The sequence below is a fragment of the Pseudomonas sp. B28(2017) genome (assembly GCF_002113025.1).
GTDB lineage: Bacteria > Pseudomonadota > Gammaproteobacteria > Pseudomonadales > Pseudomonadaceae > Aquipseudomonas.
Window position 1 is genome coordinate 834156 of sequence record NZ_NEJH01000001.1, and the last position, 19873, is coordinate 854028.

Here is a 19873-nt window from a genome sequence, read left to right on the forward strand (position 1 = left end):
CCGCAAGACGGTGCCCGTGTTCAGACTGGGCAAAATCTCAGGGGGATAACTCATGCACAAACTGACTCGCGACGATATCGAACAGGCTGCCCGCAACATCTACCAGGTAATGCCTGCCACCGCCCAGTACCCTTGGCCCTTACTGGCCCAACGGTTGGGTTGCACGGTGTGGGTCAAGCACGAAAATCACACGCCTACCGGTGCTTTCAAAGTGCGCGGCGGTATCACTTTCATGCACTGGCTCAAACGCGAGCACCCTGGCGCGAAGGGCATTGTCAGCGCTACCCGCGGCAACCATGGCCAGAGCCTGGCGCTGGCGGCGGGCGCACTGGGCTTGCAGGCGTTGATCGTGGTGCCGGAAGGAAACTCGGTAGAAAAGAACAACGCCATGCGCGGTTTTGGCGCTGAAGTGGTTGAATACGGCCGCGATTTCGATGAAGCCCGTGAAGAGGCTGCACGCCTTGCGCAGGCGCATGACCTGTTCCTGGTACCGCCGTTTCACCCTGAGTTGGTCAAAGGTGTCGCCACTTATGCGCTGGAATTGTTCAACGCTGCGCCAGACCTGGATACCGTGTATGTACCGATTGGTTGTGGATCGGGGATCAGTGGGGTGATCGCCGCCCGCGATGCGCTGGGTCTGAAGACCCGAGTGGTGGGCGTGGTTTCCACAGAGGCGGCGGCCGCACAGTTATCGTTTGATTCCGGAGTCCTATGCGAAACCGCCTCGGCAACCACCTTTGCCGACGGGTTGGCCGTACGCAAGCCAGTGCCAGAAGCTTTTGCCGTGTACGCGGCAGGTGCGGCCCGGATCGTAGCGGTCAGTGATGCGCAGATTGCCGAGGCCATGCGCGTGTACTACACCGATACCCACAACCTTGTCGAAGGGGCCGGTGCGGCGGCATTGGCAGCACTTATTGCAGAGCGTGAAGACATGGCGGGGAGAAGGGTGGGGGTGATTCTATCCGGAGGAAACGTCGACAGATCGGTGTATGCGCGAGTGATTGCGTGACAGAATCGCGCCCCGATCCGGCCAAAGGCGCCGGACGTTGGTGGTGAAAAGGGGCCGCAGTTGAACGAACAGACATTGTCCATGCGCCTGGAACGCGTGGCGGCACATGTGCCAGCCGGTGCGCGCCTGGCCGATATCGGCTCGGATCACGGCTACCTGCCGGTGGCGTTGTTGCGCCGTGGCGCTATCACCGCGGCGGTGGCCGGCGAGGTGGCGTTGACGCCGTTCCGTTCGGCCGAGCGCACCGTGCGCGAGAACGACCTGGACCAGCAGATCACCGTGCGCCTGGCCAACGGCCTGGCAGCTATCGAGCCGGGAGACGGGATTACGGCGATCAGCATCTGCGGTATGGGCGGCGAAACGATCCGCGACATCCTCGACAGCGGCAAGGTGTACCTGAGCGGCCAGGAGCGCCTGATCCTGCAACCCAACGGCGGTGAGCAGCCACTGCGGCGATGGCTGATGGAAAATGGCTATCGCATCCTCTGCGAAGAAGTGCTGAGGGAAAATCGTTTCGACTACGAAATCATCGTCGCCGAGCGCGCCGGGCCAGTGATGTACACCGCCGAGGAACTGTACTTCGGCCCGTTACAGATGCAGGCCCGCAGCCCGGCGTTCCTGGGCAAGTGGCAGCGCAAGCTGCGCCAGAAGCAGAAGACCCTGGCCCACTTTGCCCGGGCGCGGCAGGCCGTGCCCGAGGACAAGGTGCAGGATATCGCGCAGCAGGCCCGTTGGATCACCCGGTTGCTGGCTTGAGCCCGTTCCGGAAGGTACGCGTCTGCGCTTACGCGGGCGATGGATCTCCCTTGTTCACGACCCCGGCCTTGCCTTTGGCCTGGCGGGTGTTGCGACGCAGTTCCTGTGGCGTGCGCCCAACGACTCGCACGAAGCTGCGCAGCATGTGATCGGCATCGCCGAATCCGACGCACCTGGCGATCTCCTCGAACGTCTGGTGCCCGTCCTCGACCAGTGGCCGTGCCGACTCGATACGCAGGCGCTCGATAGCTTTCGCCGGCGTCACCCCGACCGATGCCGCGAACACTCGGCCAAACTGGCGCACGCTCATATGGGCAACGTCTGCCAGGCGTTCAACCGACAGATCATCACGCAGATGATCGCGTACGTAGCTCAGCACGGTGCGGATCCGGTCCGAGCCCGGGTCGAAATCCAGCAGCGAAGAGAACTGGTACTGACCACCCGGTCGCCGATAGTAGACCACCAGCATGCGCGCGACAGAGCGTGACACTTCCTTGCCCAGGTCCTGCTCGATCATCGCCAGGGCCATGTCGATGCCGGCCGACATGCCTGCGGACGTCCAGACATTCCCGTCTTCGGTCCAGATTCGATCTCCGTCGACACGCAGCGCCGGATAGCGTGCCTGCAATTGCGGCGCGTAGTTCCAGTGGGTGGTCGCGACACGACCGTCGAGCAGGCCGCTCTCGGCCAGCAGGAAGGCGCCAGTGCAGACGCTGGCAGTGCGGCGCGCGCGCGGGGACATCTGCCGTATCGCCGCTGCCATCGGCATCATCCTGTCATCGATCGGGGCGGTGGGGGCGCCGACGATGATGAGCGTGTCGAACTGGTCGACAACCTGCAGGGCTTGCGTCGCGACTTGCAGTCCGCACGACGCGCTGATCAACCCGCCTTCAAGCGAGGCGACCGTGAATCGATAGGCCGAAGGGCGTGCACGACTGGCATTGGAGAAGGCTTCGAGCGGGCCGCTCAGATCGAGCAGCACGAAGCCCGGGTAGACCAGGAAACATATGTGACGCTGCATGCACGGAACATCCACAGTCTGATGGGGGCATAGTACGCGCTTGCTCTCTGGAAGGTCACGGGCCGATCCGCCTCATGCAAGGTGAGTGAGCAGGTCGGCCGAAATCCAGGGATATATGTCCATTTCATGGTGCCTTCTCGCCATACCGTAAATGCACCACCCCCCACATTACGGACGTGCAAAATGACCTTCAACCGAATTCATCCCGGCAGACTCATCTCCTGTGCCACCTTGCTGGGGGCTATCCTGATGGCGCCCGGCATCGGTTTCGCCGCCGAGAACCCCTATGCCGATCCGGCCAAACCCGCGCTCCCGGCCTCCACCTTTCAATGGGATTCCAGTCGAACCGCGCTGGTCGTGATCGACCCGCAGATCGACTTCATGAGCCCGGAGGGTGCGGGCTGGTCAGTCTTCGGCCAGAGCGTTACCGAGCAGCACCTGGTGCCGAATCTGACCCGACTTTTCACGGCGTTCAAACAGGCCGGAGCGACCGTCGCCATCTCGCCGCACTACTACTATCCCCAGGATCATCAGTGGGAGTTTGAAGCGCCAGCGGAAACCGTTCAGCACAAGCTGGGTATGTTCGACCGCAAGGGCGCCCTGACGCTGGATGGATTCCGCAATTCGGGTGCCGACTTCATGAAGGAATTCAAACCCTTCATCGAAGACGGCAAGACCCTCGTCGCCTCACCGCACAAGTTGTACGGCCCGCAAAGCAACGACCTGATGCTGCAGTTGCGCAAGCAGCGGATCGACAAAATCGTCCTGGCCGGCATGGCCTCCAACCTGTGCGTCGAATCGCACCTTCGCGAGTTTCTGGAGCGCGGTTTCGAGGTGGTTGTCGTACGTGACGCCGTCGCCGGCCCGAAGCTGCCTGACGGCGACGGATACGGTAGTGCATTGGTCAACTTCCGCTACATCGCCAACGGTGTGATGACCACCGACGAAGTGGTGAAAAAGCTGGAAGGGCACTGACCATGGGCATGACCCATTTCATCAGCAGACAAGGGAGCCCTTGCGGCTCCCGAATCAACCGACTGACACGGAATCAGCCATGAGCGAGAGCGAAAACCTTGGGCTCGATAGCCCGGACCGGCGGGATTTTCTGCTGCTGGGTCTGAGTGCCACGGCCTTCGTGGCCTTGTCCTCGACACCTTGTCTGGCACTCACGTCCGTCAACTCTCCCGACACCAACAGCGGAAACATGACCATGAGCAAAGTGACGACCCAAGATGGCGTTGAAATCTTCTACAAGGACTGGGGCCCGAAAAACGCCCAGCCGATCATGTTCCACCATGGGTGGCCGCTCAGCAGCGATGATTGGGATAGCCAGGCGCTGTTCTTCATTGGCCAGGGCTATCGTGTCATCGCCCATGACCGACGCGGCCACGGCCGCTCTTCTCAGACAGGCGATGGCCACGACATGGACCACTACGCGGCAGACGTCGCCGCTTTGGTACAGCAACTGAACCTGCGTAACGCTGTGCATGTCGGCCACTCGACCGGTGGCGGGGAGGCGGCACGCTATGTCGCCAGGCATGGCCAGTTGCATAAGCGCGTGGCCAAACTGATTCTGATTGGTGCGGTACCGCCGGTCATGGTCAAGAGCCTGGCAAACCCGGGCGGGCTTCCGATCGAGGTGTTCGACGACATGCGCAGGCAACTGGCAGCCAACCGGTCTCAGTTCTACCTGGATGTTGCCAGTGGCCCGTTCTACGGCTTCAACCGTCCGGCTGCCGCTGTTTCGCCGGGCATGATCCAGAACTGGTGGCGCCAAGGCATGACCGGCGCGGCAAATGCTCACTATGAGTGCATCAAGGCCTTCTCTGAAACCGACTTCACGGATGACCTGCGGGCGATCACCGTACCCACTCTGGTCATGCACGGTGACGACGACCAGATCGTCCCCATTGCCGACTCCGCGCTGCTGTCGAGCAAGCTGCTGAAAAACGGAACCCTGAAGGTGTACGAGAAATACCCGCACGGGATGTGCTCAACGCATGCCGATGTGGTCAATCAGGATCTGCTGAAGTTCATTCGCGGCTGACCGGATCGAGCCATGGTTCTGCTGCTCGCAGGGCCATGGCAGGGTTCATGGACCGGTCGCGTCACTCTTCTTTCCTGAGTGCATGAGCGTCACTGCGTGCAACTCAAACTTGCCGGTGACCGGGCGGCAATGTTTACCATCGGTCGGGTCGGTCGATGTAAATGTGACTCGATGGCAATTTTCTTCAGGAGTAATTACTGAAGCGATTCAGCTGCGTAGCTACGCAGGTTTCAGCGATGGGGAAAGGTACCCCGGGGGGCTGGATTCAGTACCGTTTGTCGAGCGTTTTGCTTAAAAAGTGAACGATCGGGAAATGCAACGCTCCTATGCTCCAGCATGCGGATCCTCTGAGATTTCGCGTTGCACTCACTAGAAAAATAATGGACGAATACCTCATCTGCATCGAATGGAATGCACATGGGGATTTTTTTTACCTGAGACCTGGAGTGATATTATGCCGTCATCACTGACTCGCTGGGCGAGTCGCTCTCTCTTGTAAGACCAAATTATTCAATCGCTTTAATCAATGCGAATTTGATCTTGTCGGCGCGATTAATTAACTCGCATGCCTGGAACATGGCCAATTTGCACTGCTGCAATAAGTGGAGATGTAATCGTGGATATTAATACAATTACCGGCCTGTTCGGGCAGAAAGAATCCATGGAGTTTTTGCGTTTAGGAGTTGTTTACGTTCACCTGTTGGCTTGCTGCGTAGCCATTGGTCTGGTGTTTGCCAGCGATGCCGCAATGGTCAAGGATTTATTGAAAGGTCGAGTGTCGTCGGGGCACGACAATGATCATATGGCCAGCCTTCAGAAGTCTGTTGCCAATGCGCTGATATTCTTGTGGGTGACCGGCGCTGCGATTATTGGCATTGATTATCTTGATAAAGGTATGGCCTATTTTGCCAATCCGAAACTTCAAGCCAAAGTCATTATTGTGTTGTTGCTGACATTCAACGGCATGTTGTTGCACCGCTATGTATTGCCGGCAATGTTGAAGGCCGGGTCGTTGCTTGATCTCCAGATCAATGTGCGAATGTTTGCCCTGTTCTCCGGCGCACTGTCGGGCGTGTCCTGGCTGTATGCCGCGATGCTCGGTGTCGGTCGACCGCTGGCCTGGAAATATTCGCTCACCGAGCTGCTGATGGCCTATCCGGTGTTGATCGTGCTCGGCTTTGCGATGATGGTGGCGTTGACTCAGTGGGCCCGTAAGCGCAACGCGGCAGCGCCTGTTGAAGAGACCACCTGGATGTTCGCAGGAATTCCTGCGCGGTGAGCTGACGCAAACCCAGGCAAAGACGGGTAGAACCCTTTGCACCTTTCAAACATCAGACCCCCTCCTGGCGAGGGGGTTTTTTGTGCGTGTGGGTTTTGTGAAATCAAAGAAAACCGGCAGGATTGTCTAATGCTGGTCAATTCAGCCGAGACATTGAACCTGTGGCGAGGAGGAGGGTAGCAAGGTCGGCCACGAGCCTACCGCTCATCGCCAAGCCATAAAATAAGCTTTGACATCATTGGGGCTTTGGTTGAGTATTAATACATCGCATGCGATCAAGTCGAGTGCGATTACAAACAACGACAACCCTTGCCGCTTGGAGATTCAGCCATGAACACCGGAAGCAGCCGCAAAATGATCAGCTCTACCGCTCAAGCTTCCCATGGTCACAACGGCAACAACTGGATCATTGCAAACGCCAATTGATGGACGTTGTCTTTTTAATGCCACAAATATCGCACGCGATTAAATCGCACTAAACATTAAGCCCTGAGGAAATCCCCATGAGCAAAATCGAAAAAGTACTGGCTACCGGCAAAACCCACACCACTCACAGCCGTGTCGGTGGTCACAACGGCAACCTCGATATCGAGCTGTCGTCGCCCGGTTCCGCCCGGCCGGCCCACGTGTTTACCGCCGTCCAGCCACACCCGAAAGCCGAGCAACTGTTTGCCGGGGCCTGGTCGGCCTGCTACACCGCGGCAGTGGGGCTGGTGGCCCAGGAACGCAATATTGTGTTGCCGGCGGACATGGCCGTCGACATTGAAGTGGACGTGGGCCAAACTGGTCCGGCGTATTTCCTTCAGGCCCGACTGACCCTGCGCGTGCCAGGCCTGGCACAGGATGTCGCGACCGAACTGGCGCACATCGCCGACTCCATCTGCCCTTACTCCAAAGCCACACGCGGCAATATCGATGTTGCCCTGAACGTTATTACGGCGTGATGCCTGGTGTATTAAAAATATCGCATGCGATACAAGCGTACACGAATATAACTGACTGTAATCCTGAGGAAATCATCATGAGCAAGATCGAAAAAGTACTGGCCAGCGGCAAAACCCACACCACTCACAACAACGCAGGCAACACGTCGCGCGGCCATAACGGCAATCTCGACATCGTGCTGTCGTCCCCTGGCAGTGAAACACCGGCACACGTGCTCACCGCCGTCCAGCCGCACCCGAAAGCAGAGCAACTGTTCGCCGGAGCGTGGTCGGCCTGCTACATCGCAGCGGTGGGGCTGGCCGCTCAACAATTGAAGGTGACACTGCCGGCCGACACGGCCGTCGACATTGAAGTCGATCTGGGCCAGACCGGCGCGGCGTACTTCCTCCAGGCCCGACTGACGTTGCGCGTCCCGGGGCTGGATCATGGGGTGGCGACTGAGTTGGCCCACAACGCCGATGCAATCTGCCCGTACTCCAAGGCCACACGCGGCAACATTGATGTCGACATCAATGTCTTGACGGCATGACTCACTCGAAGGCCGGCTCACCGGGGATTTTCCAGGTGAGCTGGCCTTCGGTGTTTATGCGCATTTCCGATACCATCGCGTACGATGTATAGTCTCGGTCTCGCAAGCTGGACCCAAGAGAACACCCATGAAAAACACCGGCAAGATATCCGCCCTGGATCTCAAACTCTCCGACTTCCTGTGTTTTGCGGTCTATTCCACCAACCTGGCGTTCGGCAAGGCCTACAAGCCGATGCTTGAACGGCTCGGCCTGACCTATACGCAATACATCACCCTGGTGGCGCTGTGGGAGGAAGATAACCAGACCGTTGGCAGTCTCGGCGAAAAGTTGTTTCTCGAATCCAACACCCTCACACCGATTCTGAAGAAGCTGGAAGCGATGGGTTATCTGTTACGCCAGCGCGACCCGGAAGATGAACGCCAGGTGCGGATCAATCTCACAAAAGAGGGACGAAAACTGCGTGAAGACCTCTCCGAAGACGGCTTCCCGCAAACCGGTCTTGATCCCGACGACTTCGTGCAAATGCAGAAGGCAATTGTGAAGTTGCGGGGCAATCTCATCCGGTCGACGAAAGACAGAGAGTAAGCCGTATCGAGAAAAGTGAGTGGTCCCCCGATTTCGGAGTGAACTCCCCCCCACTAATGGGTGGTGTTGCTCAGCAGTATTCGCCTCTTCATTCGCACAATATTTCATTATCCGGCCAATGTTTGCGGGGCATTCAGTTCATCGCCCATATATTGCTGCAAGGGTGGCAGGGTAATTGCTGTGTGAGGTTGTCCCATTCATGAAAGGTGCAAAGTCGGGCAGCTGTGGAGCTGTCAGTACTCCATTGAGAGATTGCATGTAACCATCGGTTTGCATCACGAAATACCCTGGCTACTCAATAGAAGTGCTGCAGTCATCCTCTGCGACCGTCCAGGGGAAATGCTCATGAGCCACTCCAAGGTAATGCTGCAGCGGTTATCGGCATTGATCATTCTATGGACGACGCGCACCCGTTCTTACATGACCTTATTCAATGTCCCGGCAGGCCTCAAGCTGGCCATTGTCGACTTGAATAGTTCCCTGGCGGCATTGTTCATACCGTTTTTTCTGCGGATCAGACCTTTCGTCCGTCGTCTTTTGTGTGTTCTGATTTGCCTGCTGACGGTAACGCTGGTGGCGGCCGACGAGCCTCAGGGCACTGACAATCAGAGTAACGACAAGTGGCTGGAGCCGGCACGCTCCAGGATCATGCATGTGACTGGCGCAATGCCGTTCTTTCCGCACCGGGCCAATACCCCCGGCAATCTGGTCTTGAATGTGAAGGACTTCGACAACGCCCAGGTCTGTGGCGCTTGCCATACGGAGATCTACAGGCAATGGCGCTCGTCGATGATGTCCCAGGCTTGGGATGAACCCATCTATCGGGCCTTGCTCAAGCGCGCGAGCAAGGCCACCGAGGGCAAGGTCGATAACTTCTGCACCGGATGCCATACCCCGATCGGTCTTACGACCGGGCAGATCAATTCGAAAGTCAACCGCTCCTCGATTGAGGACAGTGCGAAAAATCATCCGATGCCAGGGGTCGATTGTGAGACCTGCCACAACATCAGTTCCCGTACGGGCCTCGATAACGGCGCCTACGTTCTGAGCCCCCGAGCGCATGGTAAACCGACCAAGTTCGGTCCGCGTGAAGATGCCGTTTCTCCTTATCACGATACCGTGTATTCCGCTCTGCACACGCGCTCGGACTTTTGCGGTACTTGCCACAACGTTACTCACCCGTTCAGTAGTGTGGCGGTCGAGCGCACTTATGACGAATGGCAGGAGAGTGCCTACAGCCTTAACGGTGTTACCTGCCAGAGTTGCCACATGCCGGTTTTTGCGGGCAAGGCCGCGATCATGGGGCCAGATCGCGAGGAGGTCTCCTCGCATTGGTTCAGCGGCGCAAACGCGATGATGCTCAAGCATCTCGGTCAGGAAGAGGGTGCGCAACGCGCTCGCGACATGCTCGCCCACGCCGGGGAAATAACCTTCCAGCAACTGCCGGCAGCCATCACTCCCGGGCAATACACCTCGGTAGCGGTTAAAGTGACCAATGTCGGCGCCGGGCACAAGCTGCCGACCGGGTTTCCGGAGGGCCGGGAGATCTGGATCGATTTCCGGGTGCTGGATGCCAAGGGGGGTGAGCTTTATCGACTGGGTGCGATCAAGGATGGCAAGACCGAGTTCGACACGCGAAATTTCAAAGTGCACATAGGCGACAAGGACGGCAATCCGTTGGATGTCGAGGTGTGGAATGCCACGCAAATACTCTCGGACAACCGCATTCTGCCCAAAGGCTACGATATCCGGGAATTCTCCTTCCTGGTGCCGGCCGACGCCGTCGGGCCGTTGACTCTGACCGCCGAACTGAACTACTGGCCGTTTTCGCAGAAGCTGGCCGACTACCTGCTCGGCAAGGATAAGGTGCAGGTGGAAATCACCCAGATGGCCAAAGTCACGCAGAGCGTCCCCTTGTCCCCGATCACTGCGTCCCGCCGATAGCGGCCTATCCGTGTGATCTGCAGCCGAACCCTTGGCTGGATTACCCTGCCTGAATTCGCAAAAGTGGAAAATCGGAGGGATTTATTTTTCGGCGCTGAGCCAGGTGCAATTGGTAGCGCCTTCAGGCTTGCTCCCGAAACATCGGCACCACGACGGTGGACGAGTTTCTGCGACAGGAGCGAGTCGGGGTTCAGGCCTGTGCCGCGCTGGCGAGGCCCAGAACCCTTTCGACGAGCGGATCAGGCCACACTCGTGGGACTGGCCGGGCTTGCGCCCCATTCGAGGAAGCGGATCTTGTGAACCTCACCCTCGCTGTCTTCGTAGACCAGGGTCACCGGTACCATACCGGTCTTGTCGGATGTATCGGTGCGCTGCAGTACCCGCTTCACATCGATTTCCATTCCGTAGTGGTATTCGACGGCCGAGACATGCGCGCCGGGTTCTTGCAGGCCGTTCTGGTCAAAGACACTGGGTGCGAGACTGGAAATCACGGCACTGACTACTGTGGCAATGTTCATAAGGCTGTACCTCTGTTTTTGTTCGGTTGACAAGGACTTCATGTGACACGCCCTGAAAGTGAAGTTCACTTCACCGCGACGAACGCACCCATCCGAGTCGCCTGTAGTGGCTTTAGGCTCCCGGCAATTCCCCGTGCTTGACGCCTCTCGACCATTCGTCCTTTAAACGCCGTATTTGTTGGGCCAAACGCCGTTTTTGGATGAGGGCATAACATGTCATGACGGATTTTCGCGAAAGGTTTCACGCGTGGATGTGACGTTTCATGAACCGAAAACGGGGGGATCTTCAGTACTCCGGTTGTATGTGCCCGGGCGCAGGAGAGCGGCTGTTGGTCGGATGAAAGATGGATCCGGGTTTCATGGATCAGTCTGTTCATTGAGGTTTTCAGAAGCTTTTTAAAACAATGGGTTGGAGCGTGAAGTTCAGGGTCTTGTGATCATGAATGCATATTTGGGCTTGAATTTTCATCCGACCTAAGTCCTATTTCCGAACGCCTGGAGACTGGGACATACAATGCGTGACCGGCGGCGTCCCCGGTTCCCTGCTATTAATCAATGAGTACTCGAGTGCTGATCTTTTTCGGGAGCGCGTCATGAATCCATTCATCCGCATCGGCATTGCCGACGATCATCCGATGTTGCGTGAGGGTGTTGCCAATACATTGAGGAAACGGGCGGATCTTCAGGTCGTGGAGCAGGGCGCCAATGCAGACGATGCCAGGGATATTGCCCAGAGGGTGCGTCCGGATGTGATGTTGATGGACGTCAATATGCCGGGCGATGTTTTTGCCGCGGTGCGCTTCATTTCCACCCGGCTATCGGGTGTAAAGGTGCTGATGCTGACGGTTTCGGAATCCGAAGATGACGCCTTTATGGCACTGGAGGCCGGCGCTAGCGGGTATGTGTTGAAAGGTGTCAGCGGACCGGAACTGGTCCTGGCGATCAGGTCGGTTGCCAAGGGTGAGACGTATATCACCCCCGAGTTTGCCAACAAACTGCGCAGTAACAGCAAGCAACACGAAGCGGAAATTCACAAGGGTGATCTGACCCATCGCGAGGAGCAGGTCATTCGTGAAGTTTCAAAAGGCCTGACCAACAGGGAAGTTGCGTCAAAGCTGTTGATCAGCGAAAAAACCGTCAAGCACCACATGGGCTGCGTGATGCAGAAACTGCACGCCCGAAATCGTGTCGAAGCGGTCGCGGCTCTGCGGCGTTATACCGAACACGAAGCTGTCGGGCGCCTGCACATCGGCGCAGGGGAAACACCAATGGATTCCCGGAGCGGCTCCTGACTAGAGTTTGAACTGTGCATTGACCGACGTACCCGTGGCGCCGGAGTCGATGCTGAACAACCCGCCCAGAGATTCAACGCGATAACGCAAACCGGCGAGCCCCAATCGGGTTCTGCCGGATGTCTCTTGCAGCATGGCGTCCGCCGCCATGCCTGGGCCACTGTCCCTGACGCTGATGTTCAATACATCATCTAGGTATCGCGCCTGGATGACCTGACCCTCGCCGTTGGCATGACGGTAAGCGTTGTTGAGGGCTTCTTGCACAAAACGGTACAAACAGAGTTTGAGCGGCAGTGGTGCGGTCTTCGGTAGCGGCCCCAGGGCTAGTGTGACTTTGGTGCCAGTGCGTTGCTCGTGCCGTTGTGCCACCAGTTGCAACTCTTCCACCAGGCTCACGTCGTTGATTTCCGGAAGTGCCAGGCCTCGTGACAAATCGCGGACCTCACGCAATGCGTCGGTGGCGGCGCTACGAATGGTTTCCAGTGATTCCTGATCGACGGCGGAGCAGTTTTCGGCCAGGTCGTCGAGCCGGATCAGAATCAAGGTCAATAGCTGCGCCGGCCCATCGTGCAGGTCTGCACCAATGCGCCTCAAGGTGAGTTCGTTGACACGGGAAAACTCCTGGGTAGCCGTCGCTATCTTGCGTTGAAGTTCGGCATTGTTGATGTGTAAACGGGTTTGCTCCTGCAGCCGTAAGTGCAGTGCCACTTGTTGTTGCTGGATAATCTTGTCACCGCGTCGCACGATGAAGAAAAGCAGCGTCAGCATGGCCAATGTCGCTGCGCCAACGACCTCCCATACCTCCTGTCGGACCCGATTAACCTCGCGCTTGAGGCTATCGGCCTTTTCATAAAATTCGCCCACCGCGATGATATTCCCGGAGCTGGAATCTCTCAGGGGCGCGTAAATCTCATAGAGCGGCACGTTGAGCTCGCGCTCGAACTCGTTCTCATCCTCGTCCAGGTCTTTAAGGTCGGTGACCACTTTGCCCTTGAGCGCCTCGGCGATCTCATCCAATGGAAACTTGCGGTTGGTGATGGCTTTATTCGTGCCGTAGATGACCGTGCCATCCGCTCGCCAGATCTTGACCGAGACAATGTGATGTTTCAGCGAACGGCTTTCCGTGAGGCGGTCCAGAAACTGGGCACTTGCAGCCGAAAGGCCGTTGTCCCGGCTCATCTCCTGCACATAGGGCTCCAGAAACGTATCCATGTACTGGGCGCCTGCTTCTGCTGCACTTTGTACCGCGGCATTTTCTATTCGCTCGGTGACCAGATTGCCGACGAAGAACATGGTCAGTCCCAGGATCACCGCAGCGGCAATCACAAACTGGGTCGAGTGACTCAGCTTGCGCGCCTGGCCCCTGATCCGTATGTGCCAGACTCCATTGCGAACCACGTCGGAAACCGGGGCTGGTTCGACCAACACCTCAGTCTCCTGGGTGATCAGAGTCTGGTTTTCCGATTCGGCTTTTGCATCTTTTGCCATCGCCCTGGTTCCCTGATCATCGTGACAAGTCGGTTGGAAACCCTGCAACCCGACGGATATCCGGAGATTGGCTGTCGGCGCCATGCTCATGACTGACAGTAGTTCACTGCATAGCGATCCGACAGCTTCACTGATGGACTACACACCTCGGATGATAGTCAGGTTCATTGCCCTGGCGAAGTTCAAGCTTGTGCTGTGCTGACCTTGCCAGTGGCCGTGGAATTTTTCCGCACCGCCTGATACAGCAGGCTGGATACCATGAACCCGAGAATGGCCAGCAGACTCATTAGCGAGAAAACGTAGTTGTAGCCCTGTTGACCTGGGAAGTGGTCGAGTATTGCGCCATAGATGACGTAGGCAAACATGCCAGGCGCATAGCCGATCAGGCAACCAATACCAAAGGCCGAGCCTGTGATGTGCGGGGCAATGCCGACTTCACCCATGGGGGCCCAGAACACGCCGCGCATGGAAAAAACGATCAGCGCGAAGGAGAGGGTGGCGGCCATGCCGGCGTATATGAAACCCGGGCTTTTCGGGATGAGCATGATGGCGCCCATCAGCGGCAGTAACGCCAGGAATGCCCATTTCAGATAGCGGCTGGAACTCTTGAACTGCTTGTCGGCAATGAAACCGCCGGCAGGGCCGCCGAGGATCTTGAGGAAGTACTGGTTGATGATGCCATAGGCGCCCACCAGGGCCACGGGCAGTTGGTACATGTCCTTGAGGTAGGGAATGAAATAGGTCAGGCCGCAGTACACGATATAAACCATGAATACGTTGAGGCTGACCAGCCAGATACCCGGCACCTTGATGGCCTCGAGCAGGTTGGACAATCCGTTCTTGGGCTTGGCGGTCGACTGGGTATTGCCGCTCTTGAGCAGCAGCCAGGTCAGGGTCCCGGCAAGAATGTCGATGACCGAGTAGAACAGGATCGCCGACTTCAGACCGTTTTCACCGGAGCCCATGGCGACGAAGACACCCAGCGCAGAGAAGGCGACCAGGGTATCAATGACGCCACGCCCGCCTTCGAGCAGGCCGAACAGGCGGCCCTGTTCCTGATCGTCGCCCAGGTTGCGGATGGCTTTGAGCAGCGAAGGCCAAAAGATGCAGTCGGCACACACGGCCAGCAGGCAGAACACAACCAGCAGATTGCTGAAGGGCGGAAAGGTCGCCAGGTAAAGCCCGAGGCTGCCGGTACCGATCAGGCCGAGGGGGATCAGCTTGCGCGTGTCGTACCGGTCGGCGAGCATGCCGCCGACCACGAACAGCGCGGTGGCGATGATGGCGTTGGCGCTCAGCAGCACGCCGATTTCAGTGTGGGACAGCCCCATGAATTCTTGCATGGGGATGTAGAAGGCGTCTTTGAGATTCGCCAGCTTGTAGATGGTGCCACCACCGAGGATGAGAATCAGGAATCTGAGCCATTTGGCCTTGTCATGGGATGTCATTATTGTTCTCCAGGCGTAATTGGGTAGGCAGTGCCGCTCGGCACATCAGGTTCAGGCGTCAGGGCAATGGGCCAGGGTCAACTCGGCCAGTGTCCGGAACTCGGCCAACAGGCTTCGTACGTAGGCGACCTGGTTGTTTGCCCAACGGTGTTCATCGGCCAGCATTCGCTCCAGCGAGTAGCCTTCCGGCAGCGCTGTTTCACTCATTTCCCGGTACGCAATGAATGGGTCGGCAGCTTCGTCAAGCTGACGGAACGCCGGAGCGACGTAGTGGTTTTCCTGCTCGAGAATGAAGGCGATCACTTGCGGGGTTGATTCGCCGAGCATCAGCAGTTCGAAGAACATGCGAGCGTTGGGCAGGTCGTCTTCGGCACAGCCCTGCAGCACGCCGTAATGCCCGAACCCGTTTTGCTCGGGGACGATGCGTACACCCTTGAGGTGGGTCTGGCGTATGTGCGGCGCCAGGGTGCGCAGTGCCGCAAGGGGCTGTTCGCAGGCATTGATCATGTTGCCGAAATCGAACAGGGCATGCAGCCGTGGGTGGTTCAGCCGGTTCAGCAGTTGCGCGATTTCAGCGCTCTTGAGTTCTTCGTGCTGCTCGAAGTCGAAGAACAGGTCGTGCTCGTCTGCCTGTTGCGCGAGGTAGTCGAGGTCTGTCTCGATCAGGTCCATGACCCGGGACAGCGCCCCTTCGTAGCGTGAGTAGACGCGGATGTTGCGGGTGCCCAGCGCCTTGGCGATGGCGATTACTTGATCGATGTCTTTTTTCAGGGTGCTGCTGATTTCCAGATGCACATCCAGCCCGAGTGCACTGGCCTTGGCAGCGAACGCCTGAAGCTGTGCGGGTGTCATTTGACTCAGGCTGTTCGCTTCACCGTCGAGCAAGTGCAGGCTCAGCCCCTGCAGTTCGTGGCGGTAGGCGAAGTCCAGCAGGTCGCCAGGGGTGACACGGCCGTGGGTCAGGTTGGTCAGCAAGGGGTAGGCATGCGCAAACAGGCGCAGTTGCCCGAGTCGGTCGAGTAACTGGCGGGCCAGTGCCTCGGTCAGTACGGGGGGAGCCCCGGCCTCGACAGCCTTGTGGCTGAGCAAGGCGTTGAAGCGTTCCTGGATCTTGTTGTTCATTAGAGTCGTTCCTGGTTCAGACGCCGGGTCTACCGGCGCAGCCTTTATCGCGCCAGTCAGGAACTCTCGATAGATCCATTATCAGCTAAATCATAAGACCACTTGCCTTGCGTCAAGTGGCCTGTTGCAGGTAGCCCATTTTGCCCAAGGCCTGGGCAAGCGCTTCGACGCGCGCGCGCGCCTGGTCCTCAGGGGTACTGGCAAAACCGATCAGCAGCGCCGGCGGCAAGGCATGCTCGACGCAGTAGTCACTCAGGGGATAGGTATGAATGCCATGCTCGCCGAGTTCCCTGGCCAGAGTGTCGTCGTCAAGATGCTCGGGTAACCAGGCGATCAGGTGCATGCCGGCTTCCACGGGCGTGATCCTGAAGAAAGTGCCCAGCTGTTGCTGCAGTTGTTCGACCAGTGCTTGCTGGCGAGCCTGGTACAGCGCACGCATTCGACGAATATGACCGAGAAAGTGGCCTTCGCGCATGAAGTCTGCCGTGACAGCCTGCAGCAGTGTGGGCGGGCTGCGATCCATGACCGCGCGCAGGGTGCAGAAGGGTTCGATCAAGGCGTTCGGCAGGATCACGTAACCCAGCCGCAGCGAGGGGAAGAGCACTTTGCTGAACGTTCCGGCGTAGATGACCCGGGCCCATTGGTCCATGGCATAAAGTGCCGGCAGGGGGCGACCGTTGTAGCGAAACTCACTGTCGCAGTCGTCCTCGATGATCCAGCTTTGATTGCGCGCGGCCCAGTCGATGAGCTCCTGGCGCCGGGCGTAACTCATGGTGATGCCCAAGGGGTGCTGGCGAGAAGGGGTGGTAAACACCAGGCGGGCGTCAGGACACTGAGCCAGGCCTTGCTGGATATCGATCCCCTGTTCGTCGATACGCAACGGCACGACCAGCCCGCCTTGGGCCTGAAGCGCAATTCGCGCCGCGATATGCCCCGGATCCTCCATCCAGAAGCTGTCCTGCGGATTGAGCAAAAGCATGCCCAGCAGGTTGAAGGCTTGCTGGGCGCCGGAAACGATGACCACCTGCTCGGCACTGCAGTCGATACCCCGGGCATCGAAGACGTATTCGGCAATCGCCTCGCGCAGGGCCAGCAGTCCTTGTAGTTCGCCATAGCCGAGCATGGCCTTGGTCGGTTTGTGCAGATGGCGGTTCAACAGACGCTTCCATACGGTTTGCGGGAACGCATCGTAAGCGCTGTGACTGGGCAGGAACGAGGTCGGGCTCCCGGTCGCCCAGTCAGCATAGGAAACGCCTCGGAAATGATCGCTGCGCAACGACAGCATGGACTGGCTGAGATCGGACAGGCGAGGAGGCTGGCGCTGGTGCTTGTCGTCATCAATACCGCGGCCTTCCCATTCATGGCCGACATAGGTCCCGGCCCCGGTCCGCGACGTCAGAAAACCTTCGGCAATCAGCTGATCGAACGCATTGAGAATGCTGATTCGCGAAAGCTGCAGTTCTTTGCTCAAGGTCCGGGTGGAAGGCAGGCGTACGCCGCCCTGAATCCTGCCACTGAGAATCTGTTTGCGAATCTGCAAGTAGAGCTGGCGGTACAAGGGGATGGAACTGGCACGGTCCAGCTCGATACCCGACAACAGCAAACCGGCGGAGGATTTCATTATTTGTTCGTCTGGATGGAGTGTGGTCTGGCCTGAATGGCCGTCAGGCACCTGGACGTAAAAGGGTATCGAGCGGTACTCGATAAGTCATCCACCTCGGGCATTGATACAGCGCACAAGACCCGGCACGCCCTGCGCTGGCCTCCACGATCGGCGCCGTAATGAAGTGGCGACCGGGGACGGCATTTTCCATGGCAATGAAAGGCCAGTACCATGACGGCCACCTCTTTGCCGATACCGGCATTCAAGCCGGCAAATAACCCGGTGAATCGTTCTTCAATGGAGAGACACATGACATCAGGACAATGTCTTTGCGGAGCTGTACGTTTTTCCCTGACGGTTGAACCACGATTTTTTTATCGCTGCCATTGCTCCCTGTGCCGCAAGCAAACCGGGGTTGGCCATAATCTCGCCACGCTGGTCAAGGCGTGCGACTTTCGCTGGGACGAAGGGGCAGGTGCGATCACCAGTTGGCGAAAACCCAGCGGGTACCGGAATGACTTTTGCTCGCAGTGTGGCTCGACCGTGCCCAATCCCCTGCGCGAGACGCCTTACTTCTGGATTCCGCTTGGACTTCTCGATGTCGAGTTGAGCATGGTGTGTGTGGGCGATTTCTGCACCGATGACGCGATGCCATGGGATGAACAACGCTCGGAAAAAACTCATCGCGCGGCCCCGGATTCTCTTGGGTTTATTCTGAACGAACTTCAGGTCGACACTGGCGAATAGAATCTGAACACTGCTCCGCACTAACCTGTGCTGGCATGGTCAATAAACCGCGCTCGACCTTTGGCGGTCGAACTGCCCGGAACCGACCGGCCCCGCATCGGCAATTTGATCAAGGACAGTGAATGCATGCTCGCCGCCACATAATCAGCAACAGCCTCTCCCTGGTTCCGTGAATCGGGACTCGCCATACGGTTATCCCCTCCATTCCACTCGAAGATTTAACTCATGTACCTACGCAAAATTGCAGTTGGGCTGTCGGCCCTTGTTTTGCTCTCGTCCGGGGCAGAAGCCCGCAGCCTGCTGGACCTGCTCAAACCGCCCGCCGCGCATCATGAACAAACATCCCGCTCGGGCTCGATCAGCCAGAGCGCGGCCCTGGACCTCTACTCGAACAAACAAAGACAGGCATCTTTCGACGGCTGCGCAGATCTGTTCCCGGCCGCGAAACCGATCAACACCGCCACTGTGCCGGCAACCATGAAGCCCCTGGCTTTGTGTTCCGATAACTTCGCGGTGCTGTACTCGCAAACCAGCAAGACCCCGCTGGTCGTGGTCGAACGCCTGAATGCAGCCCAGTTGCAGGATGCCAAAGGGGAAGAGCGCACCAACCAGTTCTATCCGGACCCACGTATCCCCAAAAGTGGACGCGCTGAGTTGAGCGACTACCGCAGCCAGCACCCGGCCGTGGACCGTGGCCATCAATCCCCGGCCGCCGATGCACCGACCCCCAATGCCATGGCCCAATCCTTTGCGCTATCGAACATGGTGCCGCAAGACCCGACCAACAACCGCAAGATCTGGAGCAAGGTCGAGTCGGATGTCAGGAAGTTTGCCAAGCGAGCCAATGGCAACGTGTTTGTCTTTACCGGCCCGCTGTTTGACCCTGGCCACTCCACCATCGGCGACAACCAGGTCTGGGTGCCGACGCGCCTGTTCAAGCTGGTGTACGACGCATCGTCCAAACGTGCCTGGGCCTACGTGCTGCCTAACGGCGAAACCCGTATCGAGAGGCCGATGGACTATGAGACTTTCGTGAAGAGTACCGGGCTCAAGCTGCTGGGGGATCTGCCGGTCACGGGGTCCGCAGGGCGCACCTGATGGCTGGATGAGCAACACCCCAAAGGTTGGATGCAACCGATGGGGTGTTTCATCGCCATGAACCACGCCAAAAAGTTCCGGAAAATAAATCCGGCAAGAAGTAACAGTTTGTAATTTTGAACTATACCCAATAGGGCAATCGCTCCTGACCCCGGGACATGATGCCTCCACAGATACTCGTCCCAGGAACTTCAACGTCAAGCAGACCGAGAGATTCTGGTTATGAACGCTTTGAAAATCGCGGCCGGCGATGCGGTCCGGGATTGCTTTCGTGACACCCGTGTAATTTTCCTGTTTGGTGCAGCGCTTCTTCGTCCTGTTTGGGTCCATGACTCAGGAACACGACGACAGCATGCCCCTGCGCAGCACCCAACCAGCAAGGTTTACCTGGTCAGGCAGTGAGCATTAGCCCCTGTCCGGCCGCGTACTGCATGTCGCCGG

At 58.0% G+C, this 19873-nt stretch carries 18 protein-coding genes; 12 read left to right on the forward strand and 6 right to left on the reverse strand.

Going from position 1 to position 19873, the window contains the following annotated elements; genetic code table 11:
• Positions 1–52: 52 nt before the first annotated feature.
• Together CAF65_RS03835 and CAF65_RS03840 are read left to right on the forward strand one after the other, a co-directional pair.
• Entirely contained in the window at positions 53–1009 is a 957-nt protein-coding gene (locus CAF65_RS03835) for a threonine dehydratase (protein ID WP_085715087.1), read from the forward strand.
• A 60-nt stretch (positions 1010–1069) separates the two neighbouring features.
• Positions 1070–1765, forward strand: coding sequence for a tRNA (adenine(22)-N(1))-methyltransferase TrmK (locus CAF65_RS03840; RefSeq protein ID WP_305880153.1), 696 nt, complete (start codon positions 1070–1072; stop codon positions 1763–1765).
• 28 nt (positions 1766–1793) lie between these two features.
• Here the strand turns inward: CAF65_RS03840 and CAF65_RS03845 are convergent, their stop codons facing one another.
• Positions 1794–2786 (reverse strand): GlxA family transcriptional regulator, encoded by a 993-nt coding sequence (locus tag CAF65_RS03845; RefSeq protein ID WP_085715089.1) that lies wholly within the window; start codon positions 2784–2786, stop codon positions 1794–1796.
• A gap of 183 nt (positions 2787–2969) precedes the next feature.
• On the opposite strand from CAF65_RS03845, the gene CAF65_RS03850 reads away from it, so the two are divergent.
• The 7 genes from CAF65_RS03850 to CAF65_RS03880 all read left to right on the forward strand — a co-directional run bounded on the left by CAF65_RS03850 (position 2970) and on the right by CAF65_RS03880 (position 10116).
• Positions 2970–3761: a cysteine hydrolase gene (locus tag CAF65_RS03850; protein ID WP_178076651.1), complete on the forward strand. Its 792-nt coding sequence runs from the start codon at positions 2970–2972 to the stop codon at positions 3759–3761.
• Between the two features lie 235 nt (positions 3762–3996).
• Complete coding sequence (locus CAF65_RS03855) at positions 3997–4833, forward strand: alpha/beta fold hydrolase (protein ID WP_085715246.1); 837 nt, start codon at positions 3997–3999, stop codon at positions 4831–4833.
• Between the two features lie 661 nt (positions 4834–5494).
• Positions 5495–6112, forward strand: coding sequence for a hypothetical protein (locus CAF65_RS03860; RefSeq protein WP_085715247.1), 618 nt, complete (start codon positions 5495–5497; stop codon positions 6110–6112).
• A gap of 503 nt (positions 6113–6615) precedes the next feature.
• Entirely contained in the window at positions 6616–7056 is a 441-nt protein-coding gene (locus CAF65_RS03865; RefSeq protein WP_085715090.1) for an Ohr family peroxiredoxin, read from the forward strand.
• A gap of 77 nt (positions 7057–7133) precedes the next feature.
• Positions 7134–7586, forward strand: coding sequence for an Ohr family peroxiredoxin (locus CAF65_RS03870; RefSeq protein WP_085715091.1), 453 nt, complete (start codon positions 7134–7136; stop codon positions 7584–7586).
• Between the two features lie 127 nt (positions 7587–7713).
• Positions 7714–8172, forward strand: coding sequence for a MarR family winged helix-turn-helix transcriptional regulator (locus tag CAF65_RS03875; RefSeq protein WP_008019187.1), 459 nt, complete (start codon positions 7714–7716; stop codon positions 8170–8172).
• A gap of 345 nt (positions 8173–8517) precedes the next feature.
• Complete coding sequence (locus CAF65_RS03880; RefSeq protein WP_085715092.1) at positions 8518–10116, forward strand: multiheme c-type cytochrome; 1599 nt, start codon at positions 8518–8520, stop codon at positions 10114–10116.
• A 239-nt stretch (positions 10117–10355) separates the two neighbouring features.
• On the opposite strand, the gene CAF65_RS03885 is transcribed toward CAF65_RS03880, so the two are convergent.
• Entirely contained in the window at positions 10356–10634 is a 279-nt protein-coding gene (locus tag CAF65_RS03885; RefSeq protein ID WP_085715093.1) for a DUF2790 domain-containing protein, read from the reverse strand.
• A 593-nt stretch (positions 10635–11227) separates the two neighbouring features.
• Between CAF65_RS03885 and CAF65_RS03890 the strand changes: the two genes are divergently transcribed.
• A complete protein-coding gene (locus CAF65_RS03890; RefSeq protein ID WP_085715094.1) occupies positions 11228–11926 on the forward strand; it encodes a response regulator transcription factor in 699 nt (232 codons plus the stop codon).
• On the opposite strand, the gene CAF65_RS03895 is transcribed toward CAF65_RS03890, so the two are convergent.
• The 4 genes from CAF65_RS03895 to CAF65_RS03910 form a co-directional block, all read right to left on the reverse strand.
• Positions 11927–13414 carry a sensor histidine kinase gene (locus tag CAF65_RS03895; RefSeq protein WP_085715095.1) on the reverse strand — a complete coding sequence of 496 codons (1488 nt, stop codon included), beginning with the start codon at positions 13412–13414 and terminating at the stop codon, positions 11927–11929. It abuts the gene before it with no gap.
• Between the two features lie 182 nt (positions 13415–13596).
• Complete coding sequence (locus tag CAF65_RS03900) at positions 13597–14862, reverse strand: nitrate/nitrite transporter (RefSeq protein ID WP_085715096.1); 1266 nt, start codon at positions 14860–14862, stop codon at positions 13597–13599.
• Between the two features lie 51 nt (positions 14863–14913).
• A complete protein-coding gene (locus CAF65_RS03905; RefSeq protein ID WP_085715097.1) occupies positions 14914–15984 on the reverse strand; it encodes a sugar phosphate isomerase/epimerase in 1071 nt (356 codons plus the stop codon).
• A gap of 112 nt (positions 15985–16096) precedes the next feature.
• Positions 16097–17605 (reverse strand): PLP-dependent aminotransferase family protein, encoded by a 1509-nt coding sequence (locus tag CAF65_RS03910; RefSeq protein ID WP_085715098.1) that lies wholly within the window; start codon positions 17603–17605, stop codon positions 16097–16099.
• A 291-nt stretch (positions 17606–17896) separates the two neighbouring features.
• Here CAF65_RS03910 and CAF65_RS03915 point away from each other — a divergent pair, with 291 nt between their 5' ends.
• Positions 17897–18334 (forward strand): GFA family protein, encoded by a 438-nt coding sequence (locus CAF65_RS03915; protein ID WP_085715099.1) that lies wholly within the window; start codon positions 17897–17899, stop codon positions 18332–18334.
• A gap of 225 nt (positions 18335–18559) precedes the next feature.
• Entirely contained in the window at positions 18560–19432 is an 873-nt protein-coding gene (locus tag CAF65_RS03920; RefSeq protein WP_085715100.1) for a DNA/RNA non-specific endonuclease, read from the forward strand.
• Positions 19433–19873 lie beyond the last annotated feature (441 nt).

Bases quoted from the DNA above. Each gene is read 5' to 3' on its own strand.
- CAF65_RS03835 (WP_085715087.1), top strand. From the start codon at position 53: ATGCACAAACTGACTCGCGACGATATCGAACAGGCTGCCCGCAACATC.
- CAF65_RS03845 (WP_085715089.1), bottom strand. From the start codon at position 2,786: ATGCAGCGTCACATATGTTTCCTGGTCTACCCGGGCTTCGTGCTGCTC.
- CAF65_RS03850 (WP_178076651.1), top strand. From the start codon at position 2,970: ATGACCTTCAACCGAATTCATCCCGGCAGACTCATCTCCTGTGCCACC.
- CAF65_RS03855 (WP_085715246.1), top strand. From the start codon at position 3,997: ATGAGCAAAGTGACGACCCAAGATGGCGTTGAAATCTTCTACAAGGAC.
- CAF65_RS03860 (WP_085715247.1), top strand. From the start codon at position 5,495: ATGGAGTTTTTGCGTTTAGGAGTTGTTTACGTTCACCTGTTGGCTTGC.
- CAF65_RS03865 (WP_085715090.1), top strand. From the start codon at position 6,616: ATGAGCAAAATCGAAAAAGTACTGGCTACCGGCAAAACCCACACCACT.
- CAF65_RS03870 (WP_085715091.1), top strand. From the start codon at position 7,134: ATGAGCAAGATCGAAAAAGTACTGGCCAGCGGCAAAACCCACACCACT.
- CAF65_RS03875 (WP_008019187.1), top strand. From the start codon at position 7,714: ATGAAAAACACCGGCAAGATATCCGCCCTGGATCTCAAACTCTCCGAC.
- CAF65_RS03880 (WP_085715092.1), top strand. From the start codon at position 8,518: ATGAGCCACTCCAAGGTAATGCTGCAGCGGTTATCGGCATTGATCATT.
- CAF65_RS03885 (WP_085715093.1), bottom strand. From the start codon at position 10,634: ATGAACATTGCCACAGTAGTCAGTGCCGTGATTTCCAGTCTCGCACCC.
- CAF65_RS03890 (WP_085715094.1), top strand. From the start codon at position 11,228: ATGAATCCATTCATCCGCATCGGCATTGCCGACGATCATCCGATGTTG.
- CAF65_RS03895 (WP_085715095.1), bottom strand. From the start codon at position 13,414: ATGGCAAAAGATGCAAAAGCCGAATCGGAAAACCAGACTCTGATCACC.
- CAF65_RS03900 (WP_085715096.1), bottom strand. From the start codon at position 14,862: ATGACATCCCATGACAAGGCCAAATGGCTCAGATTCCTGATTCTCATC.
- CAF65_RS03905 (WP_085715097.1), bottom strand. From the start codon at position 15,984: ATGAACAACAAGATCCAGGAACGCTTCAACGCCTTGCTCAGCCACAAG.
- CAF65_RS03910 (WP_085715098.1), bottom strand. From the start codon at position 17,605: ATGAAATCCTCCGCCGGTTTGCTGTTGTCGGGTATCGAGCTGGACCGT.
- CAF65_RS03915 (WP_085715099.1), top strand. From the start codon at position 17,897: ATGACATCAGGACAATGTCTTTGCGGAGCTGTACGTTTTTCCCTGACG.
- CAF65_RS03920 (WP_085715100.1), top strand. From the start codon at position 18,560: ATGTACCTACGCAAAATTGCAGTTGGGCTGTCGGCCCTTGTTTTGCTC.